The 13130-nt window shown below is 49.7% G+C and carries 10 protein-coding genes; 5 read left to right on the plus strand and 5 right to left on the minus strand.

Annotated elements, in window-relative coordinates; all coding sequences use genetic code 11:
* The first annotated feature begins 75 nt into the window (after window positions 1-75).
* Window positions 76-1551 carry an L-serine ammonia-lyase gene (locus tag AC5L4R_RS01900; protein ID WP_494472111.1) on the plus strand — a complete coding sequence of 492 codons (1476 nt, stop codon included), beginning with the start codon at window positions 76-78 and terminating at the stop codon, window positions 1549-1551.
* Window positions 1552-1828: 277 nt separating this feature from the next.
* Here the strand turns inward: AC5L4R_RS01900 and AC5L4R_RS01905 are convergent, their stop codons facing one another.
* The 3 genes from AC5L4R_RS01905 to recJ all read right to left on the minus strand — a co-directional run bounded on the left by AC5L4R_RS01905 (window position 1829) and on the right by recJ (window position 4559).
* Window positions 1829-2131, minus strand: a complete 303-nt coding sequence (locus AC5L4R_RS01905; protein ID WP_067235111.1) for a hypothetical protein — start codon at window positions 2129-2131, stop codon at window positions 1829-1831.
* A 21-nt stretch (window positions 2132-2152) separates the two neighbouring features.
* Window positions 2153-2524: a hypothetical protein gene (locus AC5L4R_RS01910; RefSeq protein ID WP_494472112.1), complete on the minus strand. Its 372-nt coding sequence runs from the start codon at window positions 2522-2524 to the stop codon at window positions 2153-2155.
* Window positions 2525-2765: 241 nt separating this feature from the next.
* Entirely contained in the window at window positions 2766-4559 is a 1794-nt protein-coding gene (gene recJ, locus AC5L4R_RS01915) for a single-stranded-DNA-specific exonuclease RecJ (protein WP_494472113.1), read from the minus strand.
* 346 nt (window positions 4560-4905) lie between these two features.
* On the opposite strand from recJ, the gene AC5L4R_RS01920 reads away from it, so the two are divergent.
* Both AC5L4R_RS01920 and AC5L4R_RS01925 read left to right on the plus strand, forming a co-directional pair.
* The gene (locus AC5L4R_RS01920) at window positions 4906-5424 is read left to right on the plus strand and encodes a hypothetical protein (RefSeq protein WP_494472114.1); all 519 of its coding nucleotides are present in this window, start codon (window positions 4906-4908) and stop codon (window positions 5422-5424) included.
* Between the two features lie 249 nt (window positions 5425-5673).
* Window positions 5674-7548: a TonB-dependent receptor plug domain-containing protein gene (locus AC5L4R_RS01925; protein WP_494472115.1), complete on the plus strand. Its 1875-nt coding sequence runs from the start codon at window positions 5674-5676 to the stop codon at window positions 7546-7548.
* A gap of 73 nt (window positions 7549-7621) precedes the next feature.
* Here AC5L4R_RS01925 and AC5L4R_RS01930 read toward each other — a convergent pair whose 3' ends face one another.
* Window positions 7622-9505, minus strand: a complete 1884-nt coding sequence (locus AC5L4R_RS01930; RefSeq protein WP_494472116.1) for a SurA N-terminal domain-containing protein — start codon at window positions 9503-9505, stop codon at window positions 7622-7624.
* A 281-nt stretch (window positions 9506-9786) separates the two neighbouring features.
* On the opposite strand from AC5L4R_RS01930, the gene AC5L4R_RS01935 reads away from it, so the two are divergent.
* On the plus strand, window positions 9787-10500 hold the full coding sequence (locus AC5L4R_RS01935) for a DUF8198 family protein (protein ID WP_494472117.1): 714 nt from the start codon (window positions 9787-9789) through the stop codon (window positions 10498-10500).
* A 332-nt stretch (window positions 10501-10832) separates the two neighbouring features.
* Complete coding sequence (gene ubiE, locus AC5L4R_RS01940; RefSeq protein WP_494472204.1) at window positions 10833-11699, plus strand: bifunctional demethylmenaquinone methyltransferase/2-methoxy-6-polyprenyl-1,4-benzoquinol methylase UbiE; 867 nt, start codon at window positions 10833-10835, stop codon at window positions 11697-11699.
* A gap of 117 nt (window positions 11700-11816) precedes the next feature.
* On the opposite strand, the gene secF is transcribed toward ubiE, so the two are convergent.
* Window positions 11817-13130: a protein translocase subunit SecF gene (secF, locus tag AC5L4R_RS01945; RefSeq protein ID WP_494472118.1), complete on the minus strand. Its 1314-nt coding sequence runs from the start codon at window positions 13128-13130 to the stop codon at window positions 11817-11819.

A 13130-nucleotide genomic window follows, 5' to 3' on the forward strand; every position in this document is an offset into this window, starting at 1 on the left:
ACCGCCACCTGTGCAACCAACTTGCGGCAAGGATTGCCTTAAATTAAATTGGCTTAATTGAATAGAGAATCGCACGTGATTAGCATTTTTGACTTATTTAAAATCGGCATCGGGCCATCAAGCTCGCACACCGTCGGGCCGATGAAAGCCGCCAACTTGTTTATTGCCGAACTGCGCACAGCAGGCGTGCTGGCGCAAGTCACGCGCATTGAGGCAGTGCTCTACGGCTCACTGGGCGCAACAGGGCGTGGGCATGGCAGTGACATCGCCGTTATGCTGGGTTTGATGGGTGAAATCCCCGAAACCACCGAGGTCAAAACCATTGGGCAAAAAATTGCCGATATTTATGCCAAACATGCGCTGAAGGTGGCAGGCGAGCATACCATCGCGTTTGACCCCGACCGTGATTTGCTACTCAACGGCATGGAGGCGTTGCCGTATCATCCCAATGCCTTGACACTGGCGGCATGGCATGGCGAGACGCTGCGCCACCACAACACCTATTATTCCATCGGCGGCGGCTTTGTCATGACTGAGCAAGAAGCACGCGCCGACGCGCCCGTGATTGACAGCGTGGCAAAACCCGTGCCGTATCCATTTCGCACGGCCAAGCAGCTGCTTGAATTGTGCCAAACACACAGCATGAGCATGGCGGATATCGTCCGCGCCAATGAACGCGCCAATTTGTCCGATGCGGCGATTCATGAGGGCTTGATGGCGATTTGGCAGGTGATGCAAGATTGCGTCAATGACGGTTGCCACAACGATGGCATTTTACCAGGTGGGCTAAATGTGCAGCGGCGCGCCAAAGCAATTTACCAACAGCTATCTGCCGCTGATAGCCGCAAGGCCTTCAATGATGCGTTGGCGGTGATGGATTGGGTCAATCTGTATGCCTTGGCAGTCAATGAAGAAAACGCCAGCGGTGGGCGCGTCGTCACCGCACCCACCAACGGCGCGGCAGGGGTGATGCCTGCGGTCATGCACTATTATCGCGATTTTTGTCCAAATTATAGTGTGCAAGGCATTGAGGACTTTTTACTCACCGCAGCGGCAATAGGTATTATCATCAAAGAAAACGCCTCGATTTCGGGCGCGGAAGTCGGTTGTCAAGGTGAGGTCGGCTCAGCGTGTGCGATGGCAGCGGCAGGCCTGACCCATGTACTGGGCGGCACGCCTGCCCAATGCGCCAACGCGGCAGAAATCGGCATTGAGCACCATTTGGGTATGACCTGTGACCCCATCGCAGGCTTGGTGCAAGTGCCGTGCATTGAACGCAACGCCATGGCGGCCATCAAAGCCATCAACGCCTCACGCCTTGCCCTCAAAGGCAACGGTCAGCACGTCGTGTCATTGGACAAAGCCATCAAAACCATGAAAGACACAGGGCTTGATATGATGGCAAAGTACAAAGAAACCGCGATGGGCGGGCTTGCCATCAACGTACTAGAGCCCGTCATTGACGCAGACCTAAACACACCGCTTGGCGACTTGGTAGAAATTGAAAAAATCCCAACGGTGGATGTAACCGTCAATTACAGCCAATGCTAACAAGGGTCAGCGCATTTTCATAGCACACCAATCAATCACAACAAATACAGCGATCGGCAGCAGTCAATCGCAATTTGACCGCATAGAACGAGCGATTGAACAGCGAGAACGAGAAACTAGCCAACACCAAAAGACAACAGAACGATTTACTCACCAAGTTGTTAGGGAAATCCAAAAGGAACTAAACCCAAATCAAGATAAAGGCATGAGTTTGTAATACATTTGCTTTACAAATAATGTGCAAATGCTAACGCCCTGTGGTTGTCATAAACTTGACCTAGTTTTTATTAAAATTTGATAAAATGCTAGGAAGTTCAGATTTTGCTTTTTCAATATTACTAAAAACAATATTTAAAACATCTATCTTGTATTCATCACTATCAAAATCACTATTCCAATGCTCAAATTCATGTTTCCCATTCGGCTCATAAGTGATTTTTACCGCTTTCTTGGTTTCTGTATCAATAAAACTCACATTATCGTCTGTATCAATTAGCGTACCATCATTGCCTTTTTTATTTAACCACTCTTTCCATTGTCTATCAGCATTAACGGATTGCCATAATTCTAATGATTTCATAAATTTACCTTACTAAATTTGTTATTTAAAAGCTTGTCCTGCGATTACTTCAATATCAATGCGAGCAGTTGGGTCTTTTCTATTAGGGTCTTGACAAGTTTTACTAACAGGGGCAGATACTCCACCAGAAGCCTTAGCACTTTGAATGAATTTTTTGGCACAATCATAGGCATTAAGACGTTCTTTTTTTTCAGCGGAAGACAATGAGTTCCAAACAGTATCTAATTTTGCTAAACCATATTCAGCAGTAATTGGAGTAGCTGAGTTCCATGCAGACGATTTTTCTACCAATGGTTGTTTACCTTGAGCTTGTATTCTACCCCTATTTTCTGCACCTACAGCATAGGTTGTACTAGATAAAGCAAGTGCGATAATTAAAGCTTTTTTCAACATAATAGTTCCCTTATCTATCAATAAATAAAATTTGATTTTATTTAAATATCATAAAAAATTGTTATTTTTTGTTTAGTTTTTAAACCCAAGTTCGGTTAAATATTGGCGGTAAAATTCGACCTTTTCGCTATTGCCTAATTATGATTTAACACGGCTTAGGTAATCTGAAGAACTTTCACCCATGCGAGCGTGCCAACTTCCAATCTTAGCGACAATCTGAGTCATCATTTTAAAGATATTCTTAGATTAAGGCGATTTTTTTGATCATCAGCTGCACCCGATGTTGTCCATTGTATGCGTTGTCGTCAAGTTCATAAAGTACCTGCACGCGGCTAATGCCACGGGCAATTTGGGTCAAAGGTAGCTTACCAAAATCGGCATTGAACCAAATCGCCTCCAAACTAAGTGTGGTTGGTGAATCGGCTGGGCACAGCCACAGCTTGACATGACGTTCTTTTAACACACGATAATCTTGCACCACAAACACGCCATCAAACACAGGCGCAGCAAAACCATGCCCCCAAATCGTCAAATTGTGCAAATACTGGACAAAACGCACATCAAACGCCGCCACGGGTAATGCCCCATCACTGTACAGCGTCTCACTAAACGTATCAGGCGGCAACTCACCCATGAGGCTGTCAAACGCGGTTTTGAACGCGGCAAAATTGCGCTTAGGCAGCGTCAGCCCTGCCGCCATCGCATGCCCCCCAAAATGGCTGATTAAATCGGGCTGTGCTTCTGCAATGCGCTCAATCATATCGCGGATATGAATGCCTGCAATCGACCGCGCCGAGCCTTTAATCGCGTCATCATCACCGACCGCATTGACATCGGCAGGCGCGAACACAATCGCAGGCACATGGTAGGCTTCTTTTAGCCGCCCTGCAACAATACCGATAACCCCTTGGTGCCAATCATCTTGATACAGCACCAAACTGCGCAAATGGCTTGACGAACTGGCATGACGGGTAGGAGCGTGTTGGCGGATATCATAAAGCAGACCGTCTGCCTGCTGGCGCATCTGCTGCTCAACTTGGCGGCGTTGGCGGTTGAGTGCGTCAAGCTGGTGAGCCAGCTGCTGGGCTGTGCCCCAATCATCGGCAAGCAAGCACTCAATGCCAATACGCATATCCTCCATGCGCCCTGCTGCATTGATACGCGGCGCGATGATAAAACCAAAATCCTGCGCGGTAATTTGGCGCGCGTCACGCCCTGCTTGCTCAAGCAACGCCAAAATCCCAACACAGCAACGCCCAGCGCGAATCGCCTGCAAACCATAATGCACCAAAATGCGGTTATTGTGGTCAAGCACGCCGACATCCGCCACTGTACCGAGCGCGACCAAATCCAAATACCGACTCACCTGCGCCGATGACTTGCCTGCCGCGCGGCGTATCTTGGCAAGATTGCCCAGCACATAAAACGCCACCCCGACACCGACCAAGGCCTTACTGGCAAAATGGCAACCAAGCTGATTGGGATTGACCACCGCATCGGCCGCAGGGGCGTTTTGCGTTGTCAAATGGTGGTCAGTGATAATAACCTCAATACCGCGCGCTTTGGCAAAATCCACCCCTGCATAGCTGACAATGCCGTTATCCACCGTCACAATGACCTCAGGTGCAAAACGCGCAATGCCCAATTCAACAATTTGTGGTGTCAAGCCATAGCCATATTTAAAGCGGTCGGGCACCAAAAAATCCACCCGTGCGCCCATCTCACGCAGCACGCGCACCATCAACGCCGTGCTGGTCGCGCCATCGCAATCAAAATCACCAACAATCAAAATTTGTTTTTGCCCATCAATCGCCGCATCGAGCAACGCCACAGCCGCCTCAAGCCCTTTAAGACCTGCCGCAGGCTGCAACGCCCCCAGCTCAAGGCGCAATTCTGCCGTATCAACCACCCCACGCCCTGCCAAAATCCGTGCGATAACAGTAGTTAATTCAGCATTTGCGCCATTCGCCGCCAGCTGTTGGCACAAATCGGCAATCAAGGCAGCATCGGTGGTACGTGGCGTTAAATCTAGCATAAACAACACTCAAAACAGACAACGATTTTTTTTGGCCAACCCTTGGCTAAACCTTCATCATGCGTGCCCGCTGCGCAAAATACAAGTGCCAAATCTGCCCAATGACCGTGCCGAATGCAAACGCCATACAGACAAATGTAGTGTTTTGTATATCCCTATTGGCTTTAACTACAAAACTTGTGCAATTTTTTGCAAATTTTGGCTTATCAAATACACGGTATCGTTTTACAATGAACTGTTACTTTAAAACTGTTATTTTAAACAGGTCAAATCTTTACATAGGTCAAACTCAGACAGGTAAAAGCTGATGAAATTTTGTTGTGGTAAACGTAATGGAGGAAAAAACATGGCAAGCGCAAACGTAGAAAAAATGCCAAAATCGGTCGATCCAAACCTTGATTTGGATAAAGTCAAGCGCGAGTGTCTGGAGCTGGTCAATAAACAGGCGCGGTTGTCGGCAGCGGCAGCGGTTGTGCCTGTTCCGTTGGTTGATGTGGCGGTGGATGCAGGGCTTTTGACCAAGCTGCTGCCAGAAATCAGCTACCGCTTTGGTTTGATTGATGACCCAAGTAAGGTTGATTTGAGCAAAAAATCCGACTCAGAGCTTGAGCGTTGGAAAGACCGTGCGGTGGATTTTGCAGGTTTTGTTGCCACGCGCAGCCTTGCCAAAAAGACCTTTCAAGGCTTTGGTAGCCGTATTGTGGCCAAACAAGTCACCAAATTTGTGCCATTTGGTGGACAAATTGTGGCAGGTACAATCGGTTATTTGTTGTTCAAAAAAATTGCCACCAAACACATTAATGAATGCTATGACAAAGCCAAACAGCTACAACGCGGCAAAACAGTGGCAACCGTCAGCAAATAGCCACCCAGTTTGAGCCAATGTTTGCCAAGCCCTGTAATTTTTTACAGGGCTTTTTGGTGGCATGCGATAATTTAAATGCTTTAACATGAAGAAAATTCATCATCAGCTGAATAAATAGCATGGCGTTCAACTAGGTTTTTGCCCACAAATTTTTTACAATATTACCCGTTTATTACACCGATGTACGAGGTAAGTAGGGGAATTTGGGGTATGATACGGCTGCAAACACATCGCATATTAAAGCCAAGCATGATTAGCCTAAGCATTTTGGCAAGTCTTACGATGACCGCCTATGCCGATGATAAGGGGCAAACGGTCAGCAACGTGACATTAGCACCGCTGACCTTTACCGCAAGCCGCGTACCGACCAAGCTTGCGCACACCATCGCCCAGACGCAGGTGATGGATGCGCAAGATTTGGCGCGTTTTCGCGGGCAAAGCGTGCTAGAGGCGCTGCGCCATCAACCCAGTATTGTGGTGCGCCAAAATGGCGGTGACGGCACGGTCAGTAGTGTGTCATTGCGCGGATTTGGCAACACAGGCACGTTGGTGCTGATTGATGGCATCCGTTATGGTTCGGCCAGTGCAGGCGGCGCGGCATTATCATTGCTACCTGCTGACCAAATTGACCGCATTGAAGTCGTGTATGGGGCATCTGCCAGCAGCCTATATGGTGCTGACGCGATGGGCGGCGTGATTCAGGTGTTTACCAAGGGACAAAACGCCACCCAAACAGGCGCGAGCGCATCAGTCGGCGCAGGGTCACAGTCCACTTACCAAGCCAATGCCGTGGGGCAATACGTCACGGGTGATACGACCCTAAGCCTTGGCGCAGGCTATCACAAAACCGATGGTATTGACGCAACCAATGCCGATAACTTCGCGCCTTATCATGACAAAGACGGCTTTACAACCAAAAACGTTAGCGTTGTTGGCAAGCGTGTACTAAATCCTGCATGGCAAGTCGGCGCGTCGTTGCTGTACGCCGATTCGACCACCGACTACGACAGCAGTGGCTATGACGCAGACTTTAACCCTGTGCCATTTGTCGATAGTCACAGCGACCAAAAAAACGGCGCGTGGCAAACCCATGCTGACTATCAACAAGATGCACTAAGCGCGCAATTACGCTATGGGCAAAGTATCGATAAATCCACCAGTTATGATGGCATCACGCCAAACGGTGGCACGTTTGATACCAAACAACAGCAAGCCAATTTGCAGCTTGGTTATAACCTTGCAACCGCCCAACGCGGTGTGGGGCAAGTGATTGGTGGGGCAGAATGGCTCAAGCAATCGCTGTCAGGTAATGGTGTAAAAAATTATCAAAAAACCGACCGTGACGTGACCAGTGGCTTTGTTGGCTATCAGCTAAACCAAGAGCAATACGATTTGCAAGCCCATGTGCGCTATGACGACAATTCACAATATGGCGACAAAACCACCTACAACCTTGGCGCGGCCTACCGCATCGCGTCCGATTGGCGGATTGGTGCAGCGTACGCCACAGGATTTCGCGCGCCAACCTTTATTGATCTGTATTACCCTGGATCAGAAAACCTCGATCTTAAGCCCGAAACCAGTAAAAATACCGAATTATTTGCCGAGTACCGCACGGCTAACAGCAGCAGCCGTTTGACTGCTTACCACAGCCGCTGGCGCGATAAGCTTAAATGGGTGACCACCGATTTTAAAACCTACGCCGGCCAAATGCAAAACGCTGATAAGGTTGATATCGACGGTATCAGCCTAACCCACGACTGGCAACGCGACCTGTGGGCATGGGGGCTAAGTTACACCTACCAAAAGGTGGAAGATCAAACCACCAACCAACAGCTTGATTACCAACCAAAACATCAAGCCTTGGCATACGTTGGCTATCAAACACCACAATACGCCTTGCGCGGTGAGGTTGAATACGTTGATTCACGCACCGCAGGCAATGGCGCAAAAAAATTAGATAGCTATACCTTGCTCAATGTCAGCGGTCACTATAACGTCAGCCCTGTGCTAGCCATCGGTGCGCGTATCAACAACGTAACCGACAAAGACTACAGCACAGTCTATGGCTACAATGCCAAAGGCGTGAATGGTTTGGTTGATGTGACATACAAATTTAGATAAATTTTAAGCCTAAACAAAAAAAGCGGGGGCAAGCCTCGCTTTTTTTATCAGCCTCTATAAAAATGCCAAGTTTTTATGACGGGTTGGTAACAGGGGATGGTTTTACCGTCACCTTGGTATTGCCGCGTAGATACGCCAAATAATCCTCAAATTGACCTTGCCCAATCGCATCGCGCACCATGTCAGCCGCCTCGCGCTTACTGGCAGCATCAATGGCATGGGGATCTTGATGAATCACGCCGCCCACCAGCACACTTGCGCCTGTCGGTGTGGCTTGTGTGGTGACTGCCAGTTTGTCAGCACGGGCAGGTACACTAAACGCGCTGACACGCTCGGCATCACTAAGGGCAGGGTTTTGGCGATTGATATCACCCAGCTGGCTAAATGCGGCCCCCACACCCTCGACGCTGTTTTTTTGCTGTACCGCGGCGGCGATTTGTTTGGCGTGTGCCAGTGCCAAAGCCTGCGCTTGTTGTTGCACCAGTTTTTGCTGGATGACAGGGCGCGCCTCGGCAAGTGTCATCGCGTGGGCAGCGCGAAAGTTATTTGGCTGTAGCCACACGGTGCGGTCCTTGAGGTCAATACCTGTTGAGACATGCCCCATGCCGTTGGCCGCGCCACGTAGCTGTGGGTCAAACGCCGCGGCCAGCACCGCAGGTTGGTTGAGACCTTGCTGGTTATTTTTTTGGTAATTTGGCAGCGTGTTGGCCGTCAGATGGTAGCGTTTGGCAAGCTCTGCCACCCCCACACCGGTGACGGCGTCATTGTTGATTTGACGGATTAAATCTTGGTAGTGCGCGTCTTGCGCTTGCGCTTGCAACTGTGCCACCAAGGTTGGGCGCAGGGTCGCCAAATCAGGCGGCGCATCACCGCTGATGTTATTGAGCTTAAACAGCTGGTAGCCGTATTGGGTCTTGACGGGTGCAGACACTTGCCCAACTTGTAGGTTTTTGACAGCCGCCAGCACCGCCGCGTAGTCTTTTGGGAACATCGCTTGGCTTAGCGTGCCGATATTGCCGCCGTTGTTTTTGCTGCCATCGTCTTGCGAATATTGTTTGGCTAGGGCAGCAAAATCGGCCTGTTGGTTATCCAGTTGGGTTTTAAGCTGATTGAGCGTTGCTTGGGCGTTGGTGTCGTTGATTAAAATCATCGACACGTCATATTCTGGCGCGTTGGGGTGGTTGGCGATATACTGCTGATACGCCGCTTGGATGTCTGCCTCAGACGGTGTAGGCGCAGATAAGGCGGTTTTGTCCAGCACCACGTACGCCAAATCCACCGCATCAGCGCTGTTAAGCTCGGCTTTATGCTGCTGATAATACTGATTAATCTGCGCATCACTGACTTGTACCTGCGCGGCAAATGACTGCCATGGCACGCGCGCAACCCACACAGGACGCAGCTGGGTTTGCTGGCTAAGCAGTTTATCAACGCCTGTGAGTGGGTAAACAGCGGTGTTAATCACACCACGGCTAAACGCAGCAAGCGTCATATCTTGACGCAGCGTGTCAAATAGCTGGGCTTTGGTCATGCCTTGTTGCTGCAAAAAACTGGCAAAACGTTCTTGCGAAAACTGGCCATTTTCATCCAAAAACGTCGGCTCAGTCGCCAGCATTTGGGTGATGGCAGCGTCCGACACGCTAAAGCCCAAGTTTTGGCTTTGGTTGGCAATCAAATAGCGGTCAATCAGCCCAGCAAGCGTTTGTTCGCGCAAAATCGCGTCATTGATCAAGCTGGCATCGCCACCGACTTGCGCAAGCAGGCTTTGGCGGCGTTGGTTGATGGCGTTTTGCAGCGCAGATTGTGGCACGTTGAGCTCACCCACCTTGGCAACGGCATTGGGGTCATCACCACTGTGGCGAATCGACTCCACCCCCGTCACGGCAAGCGGCAACATAAACAACACCAGCAAACCTTTGCCAACCCAGCCTTGTAAAAACTCGCGTAATCGTTCCATCGTCCGTCCATCAAGCGCAAAACATCACATGGCTTGGGATATTTTGCAAGCTACCTAAATTAAGTCAAAAAATTAAATGAAAACCATACCACCAAAATTGACCCATCATTATAGGTCAAATGGTTGCCAAATACTATACAAACACACGTGGCGTGGTGGCAGACCGCTGCCCAAACCGCGCGTGGCAAAATTTAACAAAACTTGTCTTTGTGCAAGTAGGGTTTTGGTTGATAATAACGTTTTTATTGACGTTTATTTTGATAGGTTTAGCACACAGCCTTATGTCTGATTTATCTGATTCAAGCTTTGCCCAGCTGCAAGCCAGTCTTGACCAATACCAACACTACCCACACCATCACGATGACGCGCTCAAGCAAAAACTGCAAGAAGCCCAAGCGTGGCAACGTGAGCGTATGACCGCAACCCACGCTGAGCTCTTTGCACCGCCCAAACAGCAAGCATTTGGATCTTACTTGTTTGATCAATTATACGGCGGTGAACAGTTTGACCAACTTGCCAAGCAAATCGGGCGTATCACCCGCACGGCAGGCAAGCTTGAAAAATTCATCCCAGCCAATGCCTTGGCGACGGGGGCAGAGGGGGTGCGCCAAGCCGTTGAGGCGATTGGCTTAGATTTAGCACTGGCGCAGTATCTACAGGCACAAAACCTACCCATCAATGATGACACCATGCTGGCGGCGTATCGATCTGTCAATCAACCACGAGCGCGCCATCAACAAATTGATGCCTTGGTGGCCACCTGCTACCAGAGTGACAAATATTTGCGCTCATTTGTCATGCAAAAAAGCTTTGCGCTGGCAAAACCTGTCGCCTACAAATACAACTTTGGTGCGTTGTATGACTTTATTGCCAAAGGGTTTGAGGCCATTCGCCCGATTAAAAGCGTGGGTGATTTGATGGAAAATTTCGCCCAAAAAGAACACCAAATCATTGACAACGTACACAGCGGCCAGCCCAATCCATTTGTGGCTTAAATGTATTTAAACAATTTTAATCAATGATATTGCTCAACTTATCAACTATTTGAGGAAAACACGTGTCAAACCAAGACCCCAACAACAACCGCCCTGCCAGCCCTCAACACACCGCTGCGGCGGACGCTCCCTCGACAGCTGCCCATCCGCATGATGCGATGATTCAAGCCAGTATGGCCGACAGCGCGGCACTCAACGCGCAGGTACAAGCGGATTTGGCACAGCAACACACGCAGCGCGCGCAAGCCAGCACGCAAGCTTTTGGCACGACCCAAGACCTGCCACCATCTGCCCCCCAAGGCCAGCAGATGACCCGACCTGCCAGCCACAGTATGGCCAATGATGCGCACATGCCAGCGCAAACACCCACACCCTTGCAAGCCACAGGCACAGGCATAAAAACAGGGTACTATGACCGCAGCGCAATCCAAAACCCACACACCCAAGCCACCGATGGCGATGAGGTGACGCATTTTGGCTACCAAAGCGTACGCAAATCTGAAAAACAAGACCGTGTCGCCGAAGTGTTTACCTCGGTTGCCAAAAAATACGACATCATGAATGATTTGATGTCATTTGGTATTCATCGTTTGTGGAAGCGATACGCGATTAGCCTAACAGGCGTGCGCGCAGGCCAACACGTGCTAGACATCGCAGGCGGTACGGGCGATTTGGCCAAAGTCTTTAGCCGTGAAGTGGGGCGCAGCGGACGCGTGGTGCTGTCAGACATCAATGAAGCCATGCTTGAAGTCGGGCGTGAGCGCTTGCTAAACGCTGGCTGCAATAACGTGGATTTTGTGCTTGCCAATGCTGAGAATCTAGCACCATTTGCCGATGAAAGTTTTGATTTGGTCACCATCAGCTTTGGCTTGCGTAACGTCACCGACAAAGACGCTGCCTTACGCGCCATGTACCGCGTGCTCAAAAAAGGCGGACGCTTGTTGGTGCTTGAATTCTCTAAGCCTGTGTTTGAGCCCTTGTCCAAGGCATATGACGTGTATTCATTCACCGCGCTGCCATTGATGGGCAAATTGGTTGCCAATGACGCGGCCAGCTACCAATATTTGGCAGAATCGATTCGTATGCACCCCGACCAACAAACCCTAAAAACCATGATGCAAGACGCAGGCTTTGTAAATTGTGACTACCACAATCTCACAGGCGGCATTGTGGCTGTGCATCGCGGTTTTAAAAAGTAAATCATCCAAAAAAATCAGCAAAATCACGCGCGCATGCTGGCAAACGTGGTAAAAAAAAACGGTATGGACTGACCCTACCGTTTTTTTAACAAATTTTTAAGCAATCGTCAGCCAAGCTTAGCGGCGCACATCATCGGGTGATGCGTCTGCCACCTCCTCGGCTGGCCACACAGGCGCGTGGCGGTCATCAAAGACCACTTCTTCTTCGACAAACTCGGGTTTAACCTCAACAATAAAGTCTTTGCGTGACATACCCATCCACAGCGGAATCGCGCTGGCGATATACACCGAGGAGAATGTCCCTAAAATCAAACCAATAAACAACGCCACCGCAAACCAATATAGGCTTGCACCGCCCAAGAACATCATTGCCAGCACCACCAGTAACACGGTGGAAATCGTCATAATGGTACGGCGCAAGGTTTCGGTCAAAGACAAATTGACAATCGTTGTGGCATCGACATCGCGCACCCGACGAAAGTTTTCGCGGATACGGTCAAACACCACAATGGTATCATTAATCGAATAACCGACCAAAGACAAGATCGCTGCCAATACCGTCAAGTCAAACGGCCAGCCAAACAAGGCAAAAATCCCCACCGTGATGATGCTGTCATGAAACAATGCCAACACCGCGCCCAACGCCAGTTTCCACTCAAAGCGCACGGCGACGTAAATAAACATACACACCAAGGCCAACGCCAACGCCATGATGGAATTTAAATAAATTTCATTGCCAACTTGGCTACCAACGACATCAATGCTTTTAATCGTCGCGTCATTGTTGGGCAAATCTAAAGCCTTATCAAGCGTTTGGCTTAACCCCTCCACTTGATTTTGTGGCGGCAGGCGCAGCAAAATCTCTTTGTTGCTGCCCAGATATTGCACCACGCCGTCATTGATTTGATGACTGGCTAGGGCTTGCTGTACCTGCGCTTGTTGCACGGGCTGCGCATACACCACCGTTGCCGACACACCGCCTGTAAAATCCAAACCAAGATTTAAACCTTTTACCAAAATCGCGCCCAAGCCGACCAACATCAAAATCAACGATAGCACGGCAAACGGTTTGGTAACTTTCATGAAGTTGATTACACGCTTACCCGTCAAGGTTTTTTCATCACCAACGGCGGTAGGCGTGGCGATCAGTCCCTCATGGTTTTGGTCTGCCGCATTGGTAGAGGTATCTTGCACCGCGTCGGTTGTTGGCGTGTTGGTGGGGGTGTCTTGACGAGATTTGGTGGCATGATTGCCACCGCGTCCTGAGCGTCTGGGCGCGCGGCGTTGGCGGCGCGATGTGTCGCCTGCCGTTAAAGATTGTACGCCCAAATCTGCCAGTCGCTGCTGTGCGTCTTGGGCATTGGTATTTGGTGTAAGTGCGTCGTCAAGCGCGTCATCGTCTCGGTGTGACTGATTGTGATTGTCTGACAT

It is taken from the genome of Faucicola sp. SE7633 (assembly GCF_059264685.1).